The sequence below is a fragment of the Methylocystis sp. Se48 genome, from assembly GCF_056269425.1.
Window position 1 is genome coordinate 1,154,731 of the sequence record NZ_CM149850.1, and the last position, 13,536, is coordinate 1,168,266.

Annotated in this window: 14 protein-coding genes; 4 read left to right on the top strand and 10 right to left on the bottom strand. The window is 64.3% G+C overall.

The window, feature by feature from the left end; genetic code table 11:
• Nucleotides 1–66: 66 nt before the first annotated feature.
• The gene (locus ACV959_RS05645) at nucleotides 67–534 is read right to left on the bottom strand and encodes a hypothetical protein (protein ID WP_475738938.1); all 468 of its coding nucleotides are present in this window, start codon (nucleotides 532–534) and stop codon (nucleotides 67–69) included.
• A gap of 200 nt (nucleotides 535–734) precedes the next feature.
• On the opposite strand from ACV959_RS05645, the gene ACV959_RS05650 reads away from it, so the two are divergent.
• Nucleotides 735–989, top strand: coding sequence for a hypothetical protein (locus tag ACV959_RS05650; RefSeq protein WP_475738939.1), 255 nt, complete (start codon nucleotides 735–737; stop codon nucleotides 987–989).
• An 81-nt stretch (nucleotides 990–1,070) separates the two neighbouring features.
• On the opposite strand, the gene ACV959_RS05655 is transcribed toward ACV959_RS05650, so the two are convergent.
• Nucleotides 1,071–1,295, bottom strand: a complete 225-nt coding sequence (locus ACV959_RS05655; RefSeq protein ID WP_475738940.1) for a hypothetical protein — start codon at nucleotides 1,293–1,295, stop codon at nucleotides 1,071–1,073.
• Nucleotides 1,296–1,320: 25 nt separating this feature from the next.
• Nucleotides 1,321–3,399 (bottom strand): family 8 glycosyl hydrolase, encoded by a 2,079-nt coding sequence (locus ACV959_RS05660; RefSeq protein ID WP_475738941.1) that lies wholly within the window; start codon nucleotides 3,397–3,399, stop codon nucleotides 1,321–1,323.
• A gap of 246 nt (nucleotides 3,400–3,645) precedes the next feature.
• On the opposite strand from ACV959_RS05660, the gene ACV959_RS05665 reads away from it, so the two are divergent.
• Nucleotides 3,646–4,452 (top strand): L,D-transpeptidase, encoded by an 807-nt coding sequence (locus tag ACV959_RS05665; RefSeq protein WP_475738942.1) that lies wholly within the window; start codon nucleotides 3,646–3,648, stop codon nucleotides 4,450–4,452.
• A gap of 3 nt (nucleotides 4,453–4,455) precedes the next feature.
• Here ACV959_RS05665 and ACV959_RS05670 read toward each other — a convergent pair whose 3' ends face one another.
• On the bottom strand, nucleotides 4,456–4,755 hold the full coding sequence (locus tag ACV959_RS05670; protein WP_475738943.1) for a NepR family anti-sigma factor: 300 nt from the start codon (nucleotides 4,753–4,755) through the stop codon (nucleotides 4,456–4,458).
• Nucleotides 4,756–5,118: 363 nt separating this feature from the next.
• Here ACV959_RS05670 and ACV959_RS05675 point away from each other — a divergent pair, with 363 nt between their 5' ends.
• The gene (locus tag ACV959_RS05675) at nucleotides 5,119–5,358 is read left to right on the top strand and encodes a hypothetical protein (RefSeq protein WP_475738944.1); all 240 of its coding nucleotides are present in this window, start codon (nucleotides 5,119–5,121) and stop codon (nucleotides 5,356–5,358) included.
• Between the two features lie 98 nt (nucleotides 5,359–5,456).
• Entirely contained in the window at nucleotides 5,457–6,230 is a 774-nt protein-coding gene (locus tag ACV959_RS05680; protein WP_475738945.1) for a bestrophin-like domain, read from the top strand.
• A 2-nt stretch (nucleotides 6,231–6,232) separates the two neighbouring features.
• Here the strand turns inward: ACV959_RS05680 and ACV959_RS05685 are convergent, their stop codons facing one another.
• The 6 genes from ACV959_RS05685 to ACV959_RS05710 form a co-directional block, all read right to left on the bottom strand.
• On the bottom strand, nucleotides 6,233–7,036 hold the full coding sequence (locus ACV959_RS05685; protein ID WP_475738946.1) for a cyclase family protein: 804 nt from the start codon (nucleotides 7,034–7,036) through the stop codon (nucleotides 6,233–6,235).
• Between the two features lie 200 nt (nucleotides 7,037–7,236).
• Nucleotides 7,237–7,881, bottom strand: a complete 645-nt coding sequence (locus ACV959_RS05690) for a LuxR C-terminal-related transcriptional regulator (protein ID WP_475738947.1) — start codon at nucleotides 7,879–7,881, stop codon at nucleotides 7,237–7,239.
• 322 nt (nucleotides 7,882–8,203) lie between these two features.
• Nucleotides 8,204–9,325, bottom strand: a complete 1,122-nt coding sequence (locus ACV959_RS05695) for a PIG-L family deacetylase (protein ID WP_475738948.1) — start codon at nucleotides 9,323–9,325, stop codon at nucleotides 8,204–8,206.
• A gap of 330 nt (nucleotides 9,326–9,655) precedes the next feature.
• The gene (gene gyrB / locus ACV959_RS05700; protein WP_475738949.1) at nucleotides 9,656–12,088 is read right to left on the bottom strand and encodes a DNA topoisomerase (ATP-hydrolyzing) subunit B; all 2,433 of its coding nucleotides are present in this window, start codon (nucleotides 12,086–12,088) and stop codon (nucleotides 9,656–9,658) included.
• 103 nt (nucleotides 12,089–12,191) lie between these two features.
• Nucleotides 12,192–12,923: a YceB family lipoprotein gene (locus ACV959_RS05705; protein WP_475738950.1), complete on the bottom strand. Its 732-nt coding sequence runs from the start codon at nucleotides 12,921–12,923 to the stop codon at nucleotides 12,192–12,194.
• Nucleotides 12,924–13,078: 155 nt separating this feature from the next.
• Nucleotides 13,079–13,465: an HRDC domain-containing protein gene (locus tag ACV959_RS05710; protein WP_475738951.1), complete on the bottom strand. Its 387-nt coding sequence runs from the start codon at nucleotides 13,463–13,465 to the stop codon at nucleotides 13,079–13,081.
• Nucleotides 13,466–13,536 lie beyond the last annotated feature (71 nt).

A 13,536-nucleotide genomic window follows, 5' to 3' on the forward strand; every position in this document is an offset into this window, starting at 1 on the left:
GCGATTGATGGACGCGCCCCTCTTCCCGCGGCTGCGTTTCTCGCAGCGTGCGCGCGCACATTCTTTTCAGGTCAACTCCCGTAAACCAACAAATGTGATGAGTTTATTGGCCACGAAGTAATGATAATATTGAATATTATAAGCATTATTATGATATATTTCAAGAAAATGTCCGCGACGAAATTCAATTCCGTTGCGGGTTACGTCGTCCCAACAGCTGTCGCCGACGCCGTTCTGGCGATAAGCAACCCGGCATCCGCTGGACCTAAGCTGTTTTTTTATTTCAACAGCCGCATTGCTTTCAACAGCACAACCGAAAGGACGGCGGCCACGTCGATCCCTCACGGTCCAGATCTTCTCGACCGGCAACGAATGCCTGCGCATCGCCGTTGCCGCGCAGGGCGCCGACATGGAGGCGACGCTGGCGGCTCCGATGGCCGCAGCTGGCGCGACGACGACGACAACGGCGGCCTGCGCCCGCTGGTGAAGGCCGTCACCACGACCAGCGGCTGGCATATCCTCCGCATCTCGCATTTCGCCGGCTCATCGGTCCACGCCGACCGCGCTGTTCGGCGACCTCTGCCTAAAAATACGGCATGGCGCGCCCGGCCTCTGCCTCCGCAGCCATCGGAGCGTTTCTCAAGATTGGTTAAATAATTGATAAAACGGTGTGTCGTTCGTGGCCCGTCATTTGCGTGATCAATTCCAGGCAACATGAATGGAGGCGCTCTCGCATGAGGTCGATAGTCTTTCTCGCCGCTTTGGTTTGCAGCGCTGGCTCCGCCTTCGCCGAGCCCGACGAGAACGCCCCGGCGGCGAAAAGCGACCCCGGCGCGCGCGGCCGGATCGTCGAATTCACGAGCGCTTCCGGCAAACCGCTAGGAAGCGTCACGACAATTGGCGGGATCACCTATTTCATGGCGGCCGATGGAAGCCCGCTCGGGACGGCGCAGACGATCGACGGCCGTCGCGTCTACAAGTCCTATTGAACGGCGTGATCCCTCCGGCTCGGCCAAAGAAAGCGGGCCGGGAGGTCGCGCTGCTCCCGGCCCGTTTCGCTTAGCGGACGTTCAGTTCCGCTTCAATTTGAGGAAGGCGCCGGCGTCCGCCGATCCGCCGCGAGCGGCGGCGCGGTAATTTGCTCCTTCCGTGTCGGAGGCGACCGGCGCGACGGGCGCGGCCCCGTCGGTTCCCTTGAAGCTGTGCAGAATCGCCTTGCCCCATGCGTAGCAATACGCGGGAGGCGTCAGATTGACGACCGTTCCTTTGCCGCCGGCGCCGCCCGTCGGCGTCACGCCATAGAGCGCGCCGGGCTGGCGATCAGGCGGCCGGCTGGGACGAATGGGACTTTCGTCCGCTTCTGCGCCGCGAGCGGCGGCGGGCGTGATGGCGAGCCCCCGGCGCGTCTTCCGAATGGTCGGGCTCTTCATGCGGCGGCGCATCGGTTTCCGGTTCGTCGGCGGCGCCCGTCAATTCGCGATAGTGTCTGCGCGCGCTGTCAATCAGATCGAGGCCGCCGTAGCCGTCGACGGGATACATTGCGAGACCGGCGGGAATCGACGGCGCATCCTCCGGAACGATCCCGCGCCGGCGCGCGGCCGCGCCAAGACGCCAGGCGATGGTTTCCAGATCCTTGCGGCTCGCGAGCAGACAAACGCAGACGACGAGCTGATTGCGGTCGATGATGGCGACATGATCCGTCGCGCGCAGCGCGCGGCGGAAATCCGCCGCGAGCGCGTTGATCAATTCCTCCGCCGCCGCAGTCCCGTGCTCGCGTTCGAAGGAATGGAACGACGGGACTTCGAAATAGATGAGGCCGATTGAGCGGCTCAGCCGCACGCAGGCTTCGGCGGCGATTTCGATTTCCGCGGCGAGCGTTTTGGGGTTCATCGACGGGGTGAACGGACTTTTGGGCAGCGTTCGCGGAACGATCGGATTTCTGTTCGACGACGCGGGCTGGATCGCCGAGACGGCGGACTTGATGCTGTCCTCATTGTCCGGGACCGTCTCCGGCGTCTCCCGGCCGCTCTTGTGAACCAGCCAGTAAAATCCGCCGAAGACCGCGCAGGCCAATGCGAATATCTGCAGGTGCGAGAAGAGGTCGCCTTGGTCCGGCATGTTCTGCGTCCCCCATGCGGATTGGCCGATGGCGGCGTCCTCCAGCTTCGTAATGTTGCGCCCGGCCGACTTTAATTCAACCGCCGGCGGCTCGACTTCTGGCGCGAAACGCGCAAGGGATCCCATTTTGGGAACCCATTGCGGCGAGACGATGCGAGTCATTTCCACCCGATCGAGACAAGGACCGCCGCGCGTTGCGGCCGCGATGAGCGACAGCAGCTTCAAGGTTGCGGGATAATAATTCTGCCGATCGTTGAAGCGATAGAAATCGCCGGGATATCGCGCGCCAGTCGTAACGCAGCGCGCGAGCGCCGCCAGCGCCTGATAGCCCGGCTCGGTGAGCGGCGTAACCGGAGCCGACGCGGAGCCGAAGTCCACGATCGCGGCGCCTCGGGTCCAAATCTGGTCGAACGGTTTCAGCAGTTCCGCGCTCGCCGCGCCTCCCCAGAACAGATAGAGCGGGATGCGCAGCGCGTCGTATCCGAAGCGGTTTTCGAAGCCCTGCGCGGGCGCGGGCCGCTCCTTGCCGAGCGACAGCCAGTCCGTCGGCAGGCCGCGCGCGCCGAACCGCGCCTCGCGCAGAAGGCTCAACCCGCTCTGAATGAGCGCGTTCCAGTCGAAATTCGGTTCGACCTGCGCGAGACGGTAAAAGGCGGGCAAGACCCAATAGGAGAGATTGACGACGGGTCCGTCGGGACGCTCGCGCGCTGCGAAACTTTCCGCGCCGGCCAGCAGAACGGGACCGAACTCCTGCGTTTGCGAGACCGTTCGCGAGACGATGTCGCGCGTGATCGCCCGGGCGGCGTCGAGATAGCCGGAATCGTTCCAGTAATCCGCGGCCTCGGCGAGCGCCCAGGCGATAAGAATGTCGGCGTCCGTGGCGTTGTGGCGGTCCGCTTTGGCGCCTGTCGACGGCGTCCACCGCCAGGCCATGAGATTGTCGTTGCGGATGTGGAGGTTGAGCGTCGTCCAGGTCAGGATTTTATCGAAAGTCGGGCGGTCGCCTGCGGCGACCGCAAGCAGCATGCCGTAGCCTTGCCCCTCGCTGTGGCTGACTGCGGCGTTGGCCGTGTCGACGATCCGGCCTGAGTCGCTGACGAAACGGCGCCGGTAGGCCTCCCACGCCGGGCTGTCGCGCAGAACGCCGCCGATCGCCACCGGCCCCGGGGCGCTCCCGATGACGGCGGCTTGCGCCCTGTGACTGGCGGAGGTTGGGGACAGGGCGAAAAGGAGCGCGAAAAGCGCCCCGCCCAGAGCCGCGGCGAGACAGAACTTATTCATGAAATTTTCCTTCAAGCGATTGGATTTGAAAAGAATATCTTTAGGTCGGCCTACGAGGCGATCGGGGCTGCTTGTCATGTATCGAAGAAATCACGGCAAAAAATATAAACGGTAATGGCGGTCGATAGATTTATCTGCAACTGAACCGTTTGGCTGAACCGGTTCCTTCGCGCGCCGCAACCGGCGGTCCAATTTTTCGCCTCGATTCGCCCCCACATAGGGACGAGACGCAAAATGGCGGATCCGATGGCGCGAAACAGAAAACGACTCTCCACGCCGATCGCAGGCGCCTTGCTTCTGTTCTGGCAAAGCCTCGCGTTCGGGCAGGCCTATGAAACCTATCCCGGCGACCCTTACGCCTATGATCGGCCCTATGCCGATCAGGGCGGCTACTACGACGACCCTTACGGCGATTTCGATCGGCCGCAGCGGGCGCGTCCGCGCCGTGGTCGCGCCGGGGCGCTCGATGGCGGCGACTATCTCCCGGAGGAAGAGCCCCCCGCGCGCGGCGCGCGGCGGGGCGCCCGGCTCGCGATGCTGCCGCCCGACGCCGATCCCGCCTATTCGACTGGTCTCGATTACGACGATGAGGTCGATCCGAATGTCGCCACGCGAACCATGGTCGATGATCCGACAGGGCAGCCGGCCGGCGTGATCACGATCGATACGGGCGCGCGGAAGCTTTATCTGTCGCTCGGGGGAGGGCAGGCGATCGAATATGGCGTCGGCGTCGGACGCGAGGGATTCGCCTGGAAAGGAACGGCGCAGATCGGCCGCAAGGCCTTCTGGCCGGGCTGGACGCCGCCCAAAGAGATGCTACTGCGCCGCCCGGATCTGCCCGATCACATGGAGGGCGGCCTCGACAATCCGCTCGGCGCCCGCGCGCTTTATCTGTTCAAGGGAAACAAGGACACGCTGTTCCGCATCCACGGAACCAACGAGCCGGACACGATCGGCAAGGCGGTTTCGTCCGGGTGCATTCGCATGCTCAACGCCGACGTCATCGACCTTTATCGCCGCGTCTCGAAAGGCGCGCGCGTCGTCGTGCGCTGACGGTCAGCCTTTTCGTCCGCCCTCTAGGTCGGCGACGAGCTGGACGATGCGCTCCGGAACGGGCTCGCGAAGGATGGACTGATAAAAGTCCTTCAACTGCTGTGAGATCCGATCCTCGGGTTCCGTCCTGGCGCGCGCGGCGAGGATCGTCGTCGCCGGATCGCCGCGCAGGGGCGCAGCTTTTCCCGCCTTGCCTGCGCGCCGCAACACGGCGGAGCCGGCGAGCCCGTCATAGAGCTTTTGCGGCCGCCTTTTGACGGGCTTCGACAGGCTCGTGGGATTTCCGATCTCCGAGAAAGTCATGGGCGCCTCGTTTCTGTGCGCGGCCAGTCCCGGAAAGCGGAAACGATTGGTCGGGCGAAATTGAGCAAAATTGAAAAGGTTTAATTAATGGTAAAGACACGCTGTCCGTCGACGCGGCTTTGCCGTCCGCGGCCCGCGCTGTCATCGTGCGAACAGCGGCTTGCCGGCGCCGAAGCGCGCGAGATGCGGCTCGAGCCGGGGCCGGACAATAATTTTCCGTCAATGTATGCGCGCCATCGTCCTTGCCGGAAAGATCAGTCGAAAGGCTCGAAGTTGTTCGCCGATCAGCGTTTTCAGCAAAGTTTCAGTCTCCCGCGCGACGCCGAAATCATTCTTTCGATGTTCGCCAGAAGGCACCGCGGCGTGTTCATGCTCGATGGACCGATCGACGTTCCTGGCGGACCGACGCAGGCGCTCGATGTCTATTGCGTGTTCGGGCAGGACGCTTTGCCGCACGCCCTGCTCGCCGCGCAAAATGCGCTCGCGGCGGTCGACGGTCTTGACGTGCGCTATCACGCTTGCCGGGAGTCGGACGGCGAGCGGCTGAATGCGATTTGCGGGCGCGCCCGCGTCTTCGGCGAGCGGCGCCGCGCCGCGCGCTGAGGCTGTCTGCAAAGCCGAAAAACGCGCGCTTCGTTGACTTGCGCGAAGGGCGCGTCGATCGTTTTCCTCGCATTGTTCGAAAAAATCGGAGCGCCGTCTTGTTGCTTTTTCTCTGCTCGTTGCCGCTGTGGCTCGGCGCCTTCTTCGTGGTCGTCATTCCGACCGCCTTCGCGATGCTGGGCACAATTCTCGTGCGCCAGCGCGTCAAGCTCTCCGTGCTTGTCAAGAACAACGAGATCGCCGGATTCAAATTCGCCACGGTCGGCGTCATCTATGCGGTGATCCTCGCATTCGCGATCGTCTCCGTTTGGGATAGATTCAGCGAGGCGGAAATTCTCGTGCTGCGGGAGGCGGGCGCATCGGCCACGCTCTACCGCATTTCAGCGTCGGACGGTCCCGAGGGGGCGGCGACGCGATCGGCGCTCGACAAATACCTCCGCGCGGTCATCGAAGACGATTGGCCGCGCATGAAGATCGAAAAGGAAAGCCCGGATGCCTCGAAAGCGCTCGATGCGCTTTATGCGGCCGCGATGCGTCTCGCGGACGGCAAGGCGCAGGCGATCGGCGTCGAAATCATGAAGGAGCTCGGGGTCATCACAGAGGCGCGCCGGGGACGCCTCCATCTCTCGAGGGGAGTGGTTCCGCCGGCGCTGTGGCTGATGCTCGTCGGCGGCGCGCTGTTGACGGTCGGATTCACCTATTTCTTCGGCCACGAAAACCTGCGCGCACAAGTGACCATGACCGGCGCGCTCGCGGTCATCATCTTCATGGGGCTCTTCGTGATCGTCTCCTACGATCATCCCTTCACGGGCGACGTCGCGGTCGAGCCCGATCCGCTGAAGATGGTGTTCCAGGACTTCCGGCCCGACTGAGATCAGCGCGGCGCGAAGGCGACGACCCGCGCCGGGGCGCCCGACCCTTGCGCGATCTTCATGGGCATCGCCATTACGACGGCCCCCGTCGCCGGCACTTGATCGAGGTTGGTCAGGTTCTCGAGGCCCGGCACATTGGCGGCTCCAATGATGCGATGGACCATGAAATCCTGGGAGGGGCCAATATCGACGCTCGCCGTGTCGACGCCGATGAGCGACGCATGCCGGTCGCTGACGAGGAAGGCGGCCGCCTCCGCGCCGAAAGAGGGGAAGTGGAGATTGGTCGCGACGCCGGGCGTATCGTCTCCGAGATAGGCCTTGCGGTCCGGCCAGCGCGCGCTCCAGCCCGTGCGCAGCAGAACGATCGCGCCGTTGGCGATGCGCCCGTTCTTTTCCTCCCAGGACAAGACGTCCTCGCGCGTGAGCGCATAGTCCGCGTTCTTCGCGGCCTTGTCGGAAACGTCGATGACGACGGCGGGGCGGATCAGCCGGTCGAGGGGGATCTCGGCGTTCGTCCAGCGGCTTTCGGCGAAATGCATCGGCGCGTCGATATGCGTGCCGCCATGCTCGGGCGAGCAGAACGCATTCGAGTAATAGAAAAAGCCGCCCTTCGTGAGGCCCTTGTGTTCCTGCTTGAGCTGAAACCCCGTCGGCTCGGTCGGCCAGTAGATCGTATTGGCGTCGAAGGCGTGGCTGAGGTCGACGACCTTGGTCGCCGAGAGGTCGATGGTCTGCGCTTGCGCGCCGCCCTGCGCCAGGCCCGCAAGCACGGAAGCGACAAGGAGTTCGATCAGCCTGCGTCCCATCGCCAGCCCCTCCGCAAGACGCCGCGCTCCGGCGGCCGGGACCAGATTGCACGCGCGGAGCGTTTCTGCCAACGGCGGGCGCTGTCGTCAGCCCGCTTTCCGCCCGCATGATTTCATGCCGGCGACGTGAAATCTCGCCAAAATGAAGACGGAAGCGCACCGTGATCGCAAAGGTCCGTCAACTTTTGCGTCATGCGCACTCAGGCGCAGCGTTGCTGGGCTTCGCCGGCCGTCCGGTCGCCGTCGCGCCGGGAAAGCTCGGCGATCTTGATGACGGCTTCGGTCCGGTTGCGCACCTGGAGCTTTCTCATCACGTTGCGGACATGAACCTTCACGCTGCTCTCGCTCATACTGAGCTCGAAGGCGATCACCTTGTTGGATTTGCCTTTCAGCAGGGCCTGAACCACGTCCTTTTCGCGCGCGGTGAAGTCGAGTTTCGCTTCCGGGCGCAGCGGCTCGGGTTCAGGATCGAGAAAGACGCTCGCGGGCGCAAAGACGCCGCCAACGAGCACGAGTTTGATCGCTTTGGCGACGACTTCGAGCGGCGTGTCGCTGGGGATGAAGCCCTTGGCGCCCGAGCGGAGGCTGACCGCGACGTCGTTTCGGCTGTCGCTGTCGGAGAAGACGACGACCGGAACGTCCTTTTCCCATTGCGCCAGTTCGCGGATGGCTTCCGGCCGCTCGTCGTCGAGACGGCCGAGAATGATGAGGCAGGCGGAGGCTCCTGCAGGGTCGTGACTCCAGCTTTCGACGTCGCGATAGGTGAGGACAGGAAGTTCCAGTTTTTCCTGCAGACAACGCGCAAGGCATTCGCGAAAGAGCGTGCGCGTTTCTATGATCGTCACGGAAGGAGAGAATCCTGCCGAAAGATTCGACGTCGACAACAGCTCCGGAGAGCCGGTCTTGTCTTGAGTTTCTCCGAACATAACGCACCTCTACGCGGACACACACAAAGGTTTAACTATACCGCTTCATCGCCTTTTTGCCAGCTGAGCTATATAGCCGGGAAACGACTGGGCGGCGACCCTTCCCCGGGAGGCGGCGCGCGGGATCTTACTTCGCGGATTCCGCGGTTTTTCTCGGCTGCTTCTTGTCATCCTTTCGCGCAGAGAGGACGGCGCACAAAAATGCGGCCGCCGGCAGGGCCGGCGACCGCTGGAGGGCTGGTCAGAAGGCGCAGGCGGTCCGATTGCCGAGCGCGATCCTTGCCGAGAGACCGGAGAGCCAGGACTTGTGCGCCTCGTCCCACGCGCCGAAGTGGTTCTTGTCCGCCATCCCGCTCGCATAATTTGCGAAAGTCGCCGCCTTGTTCAGCACGTCGTCCTGCGGGAGGTTCATCAGCCCGGCCGTCGCGTAACCGACATGATATGCGGCGTTCACGCAGGGCAGGCCGCTCTGGATCGCTTCGGCCGCCGAGCCGGCGGCGAGATGGTCGGCGTGATCGCCGGGGTTGAAGGTCGTGTCGGGATCGTTTGCGTTCAGCCACACGTTCGGCTTCTCCGATCCCTCGCCCCTGACGATCGCCGAGATCGTTGCGACCAGATCGGACCAGCCCCTGTATGTCGTCGAGCCGTCGATGGCGCGCAAGGTCGCGATCGACCCGCTATAGAGCTTGGAAAGGGACGCGTAGCCCGTTCCGGGGAATCCCTCGCCGTCGCCATTTCCATCGGGCAGGCGCAGGAAATAGGCGGCGGTGCTCCGGTAATAAACGGCGTAGATCGGATGCCCGTTCACCGTCACCTTGGCGGTCGTCGAGTCCTCCGGCCAGGGTTTGCCGGCGTCGGCCATGAAGCGTATGCCCCGGATCGCCGCCGCCTCTCGCGCGAGATAAAGAGGCGCGCCGACCGGCCCCGCGCCGAGGCCCGCATCGCCGGCGGTCAGGAAGATGAACGCGGCCCGCGTCCGCGGCGCCACGACGTCCCGATAGGGATAGGCGAAGAGCGCAAAGTCGTCTGGATGGGCCGACAAATAGACCATCGTCGAGATATCGGAAAAGTCGTCGTCGGCGACGCGACGCGCCGTCTTCGCCGGAGCGATCGAGGCCGACCGGACGCCGGGGGCGGGCCTCGCCGGCGTCGCGGTTCCGGCCGGGCGGGCATGTTTGGCGCCCAGCGCGGCGAGCGGGGGCCTCGCCTGGAAAGGGTGCCCATATCGCGCGATCTTCTCGAAGAAGCGCACTTTCTCGCGGATCAACGCGTTGAGGTCGCTGGGCCCCGCCATCGCCGGCGCGCCGCTGGAAAGACTCGCCGCCATCGTCGCGGCGATAAGGGTTTTGAACGAGCCCCGCATGAATCCCGCCTCTGTTGTCCGACAGTGACTGTCGATGTCTTCAGGGTTTTGCGGGATGGTGGCCGCGTGCGGCGGATTAAGCAATGATTTACCATAATATCGTAGCGGTTAAGATTAATGAGCCGTTAATCAAATAGTAGACAATCGCCGGTTTCTCGGCGGCCGGGGGCTGTCGGCGAATTCACGTTCAACGAGCCACGGGAACTCTTCCTTCGTCTTTTTGAGAAAGGCATGGATGTCAAATCGTTGCGGGTTCGCTTGAAAAATCCAGCAATTCGCCATTGCGGTCCTCCCCAGCGGCCAGCTCCGCCCCCATCTATCATCAAGCGCTCACACATCGAGATTCGCCACGCTCAACGCATTTTCCTGAATGAATTCGCGACGCGGCTCCACCACGTCGCCCATCAGCTTAACGAATATGTCGTCGGCCTCGGCGGCTTCCTTCACCTTCACCTGCAGGAGCGAGCGCGCCTCGCGGTCGAGCGTCGTCTCCCAGAGCTGCTCGGCGTTCATCTCACCCAGACCTTTGTAGCGCTGGATGGCGAGGCCCTTGCGGCCGATCTGGTTCATCGCGTCGTAGAGCGCGAGGGGGCCGGAGAGTTGCGCCTCGTCGCCGCGGCGGATGAGCGTCGCGGGCGCTGAGAAAACGTCGCGCAGCGACTCCGCGCGCTCGTGCAGCTTGCGCGCCTCGGAGGAATTCAACATCGCCGCGTCGAGGACAACCGCCTGCGTCACGCCGCGCAGCGTGCGCTTGAAGACGTAACCGCCCTCGCGGGGCTCGCCGGTCCAGCCGCGTTCGGTCTCTTCCGCAATGGCGTCGAGACGGCGGGCGACCTCGGCCGCGAGCTTCTCGGCCTCGCCATCTTCGCCATGCGGCTTGAGCGCGCCCGCCATCGCCGCCTGCTCCACGACGCTGCGGTCATAGCGCGAATGAAGGCTCGCCATCACGGTGCGGAAGGCGCGGGCGTCTTCGAGCACCCTGCGCAGATCGGCGCCGGCGCGATCCTCGGAGCCCGTGCGCAGCACCGCGCCATCGAGCAGCGAATCAATCAGATAATCCTCGAGCGCCCGCTCGTCCTTGAGATATTGCGTCGACTTGCCCTTGGTCACCTTGTAGAGCGGCGCCTGCGCGATGAAGACGTGGCCGCGCTCGATCAGCTCCGGCATCTGCCGATAGAAGAAGGTCAGGATCAGCGTGCGAATATGGGCGCCGTCGACGTCGGCGTCGGTCATGATGATGATCTTGTGGTAGCGCAGCTTGTCGGCGTTGAATTCGTCGCGCCCGACGCCCGTGCCAAGCGCCGTGATGAGCGTGCCGATCTGCTCCGACGACAGCATCTTGTCGAAACGCGCGCGCTCGACGTTCAAAATTTTGCCGCGCAGCGGCAGCACCGCCTGATAGGCGCGGTCGCGGCCCTGTTTCGCGGTGCCGCCGGCCGAGTCGCCCTCGACGATGAAAAGTTCGGCCTTGGCGGGATCGCGCTCCTGACAGTCGGCGAGCTTGCCAGGAAGATTCGCGACGTCGAGCGCGCCCTTGCGCCGCGTCAGTTCGCGGGCCTTGCGCGCCGCCTCGCGCGCCGCCGCCGCCTCCACGACCTTGGAGACCACGTTCTTGGCTTCGGCCGGATGCTCCTCCAGCCATTGTCCCAGCATTTCGTTGACGACGTTCTCGACCGCCGGACGCACCTCGGAGGAAACGAGCTTGTCCTTCGTCTGGGACGAGAATTTCGGGTCCGGCACCTTGACGGAGAGAACGCAGGTCAGGCCTTCGCGGCAGTCGTCGCCGGAGAGATCGACCTTCTCGCGCTTGGCGAGGCCCGACGACTCCGCATAGCCGGTGATCTGGCGCGTCAGCGCGGCGCGGAAGCCCGCGAGATGCGTGCCGCCGTCGCGCTGCGGGATGTTGTTGGTGAAGGCCAGCACGTTCTCGTGGTACGAGTCGTTCCACCACAGCGCGACCTCCACCGTGATGTGTTCGCGCTGGCCCTTGATGAGGATCGGCGCGCTGATCAGAGGCTGCTTGGCGCGGTCGAGCCAGCGCACGAAAGCCTCCAGCCCGCCTTCGTAAAAGAGCTCCTCCTGCTTCACCTCGGCGTGGCGCGCGTCGGTGAGGATGATGCGCACGCCCGAATTCAGGAAGGCGAGCTCGCGCAGACGATGCTCGATCGTCGCATAATCGAAGTCGACCATGGTGAAGGTCGCGGGGGAGGGCAGGAAGGTCACTTCCGTGCCGCGCTTGGGCTCGCCGTCTTCCATCGGCGCGTCGCCGACGACTTCGAGGTCTTTCACCGCGTCGCCGTGCGAGAACTCCATGAAGTGCTCTTTGCCGTTGCGCCAGATGCGCAGCTTGAGCCACACCGAGAGCGCGTTGACGACCGAGACGCCGACGCCGTGCAGGCCGCCCGAGACCTTGTAGGAGTTCTGGTCGAACTTACCGCCGGCATGGAGCTGGGTCATGATGACGTTCGCCGCCGACACGCCCTCTTCCGGGTGGATGTCGGTCGGGATGCCGCGTCCGTTGTCCGTCACCGTGCAGGAGCCGTCGGCGTTGAGCGTGACCGTAACGCGCGTCGCATAGCCGGCGAGCGCCTCGTCGATCGCGTTGTCGACGACCTCGTAGACCATGTGATGAAGGCCGGTGCCGTCGTCCGTGTCGCCGATATACATCCCCGGGCGCTTGCGGACGGCGTCGAGGCCGCGCAAAACCTTGATGGATTCGGCGCCATATTCGGCGGGGTCGTTCGGCTTCTCGTTCTCGCTCATTTCGCTCGCTTTTCCGGGGCTTGGAGGCCCATGATTCGTTAAGCTCCATTCTATCCCGGAACCGATGGCGATTGCGAGCCGATAAAGGGCTTTTCCTTTCCTCTCAAGGATTTGAAATTTCTATCTCTTCTCCAATCAGAACCATGCGGAGGATCAGAATGCTCAAAATCGCCCCCGAAAGCAGGCTGAAAAAGCCGGCGATCGTCCTCACGGTGAGCCGCCAGAAGGAAAATCCGACGACGAACCGGTCGTCCTCGACGCTGATCCGCTCCAGCGCCGCCTTCATGACGACGCCTTTCGCATCGTCCTTCAGCCGATAGACGGGCCGTTCCGCGAGGAAACGACGGATCGCGGCTTCGGCCGCCGCCGCCGCCCCCTGATCGGCCCGGCGCGCGATCTCCCTCGCGACGGGACCAGGCGCGAGGCGGGCGGCGAGATCGGCCGCGCTTCGCCCCTCGAGGGCGACCCGTTGGACGTCGATCCTTTCCGGCTCGAAATAGAGCGCGCCTCCGGCGTAGGTCGGCGCGCCGCGCGCCGTGGCGGCGAGTTCGAAGCTCTTGCCCGCGCGCAAGACGCCTTCGACGTCGAAGGCGAACCACGCTTTGCCGTCGCGCAGGGCGACCGTCGCCGACTTTACGCGGACAGATTTCAGCAGCGCCGCCGCGGGGCCATCGATCATGATGTCCTTGTCGAGCGCCCGGTCGATGCGGCGCTGGATTTCCTCCTGGCCGAGCGAAATCTCATGCTGGCCCTTCACTGTCCACAGGCAGCCCGCGCCCAGGGTCAGGAGCAATAGAACGCCGCCCCAGCCGAGGCGGCGGCGTGCGGTCGTCATGCGGTGCATTTTCCTTCTCCGGCGACAGCCTCCGATGGAAGGAAGACGATAACCGTCTCGCGGGCCGGCGCCGTGCGCGGCGACACGTCCCGCGCGCATTTCGTTCGAACGGAACCCTGCGAGCGGCGAGACGCCGCGCCGAAACGGTAGGCGCCCTACCGCAACGCCTCTTCGAGCGCTTCGAGAAAGGCGTCGCCGTAGCGCGCGGCCTTGCGCTCGCCGACCCCATGCACGGCGAGCAGGTCGTCGAGCGTCGCCGGACGCTTGCCGGCCATGTCGATCAGCGTGCGATCGGCGAAGATCACATAGGCCGGCACGCCTTCCTCATGCGCGAGCTCACGACGCTTGCGCTTTAGCGCCGAGAGGATGCGATCGGTTGCGTCGTCGAGATCGGCGGGAACCTTCTCGCGGCGGCCGCGGCGCGTCAGCGGATCGCTTCGCAGCAGGATCGTTTCGCGGCCGAAGAGAATATCCCGCCCTTCGCCGTCAGCGCGCAGCCGCCATGCTCGACGCTCGCTGTCCGGAGCGCGCCGGCGCCGCAACGCCGGCGATGATCGCGTGCCATTGCCAGTCCATTGAACTCCCCCGCTCGGTCTGTGCTTCCCTGTCGATA

Bases quoted from the DNA above. Each gene is read 5' to 3' on its own strand.
- ACV959_RS05670 (WP_475738943.1), bottom strand. From the start codon at position 4,755: ATGACTTTCTCGGAGATCGGAAATCCCACGAGCCTGTCGAAGCCCGTC.
- gyrB (WP_475738949.1), bottom strand. From the start codon at position 12,088: ATGAGCGAGAACGAGAAGCCGAACGACCCCGCCGAATATGGCGCCGAA.
- ACV959_RS05645 (WP_475738938.1), bottom strand. From the start codon at position 534: ATGCGAGATGCGGAGGATATGCCAGCCGCTGGTCGTGGTGACGGCCTT.
- ACV959_RS05695 (WP_475738948.1), bottom strand. From the start codon at position 9,325: ATGCGGGGCTCGTTCAAAACCCTTATCGCCGCGACGATGGCGGCGAGT.
- ACV959_RS05660 (WP_475738941.1), bottom strand. From the start codon at position 3,399: ATGAATAAGTTCTGTCTCGCCGCGGCTCTGGGCGGGGCGCTTTTCGCG.
- ACV959_RS05685 (WP_475738946.1), bottom strand. From the start codon at position 7,036: ATGGGACGCAGGCTGATCGAACTCCTTGTCGCTTCCGTGCTTGCGGGC.
- ACV959_RS05665 (WP_475738942.1), top strand. From the start codon at position 3,646: ATGGCGCGAAACAGAAAACGACTCTCCACGCCGATCGCAGGCGCCTTG.
- ACV959_RS05705 (WP_475738950.1), bottom strand. From the start codon at position 12,923: ATGACGACCGCACGCCGCCGCCTCGGCTGGGGCGGCGTTCTATTGCTC.
- ACV959_RS05650 (WP_475738939.1), top strand. From the start codon at position 735: ATGAGGTCGATAGTCTTTCTCGCCGCTTTGGTTTGCAGCGCTGGCTCC.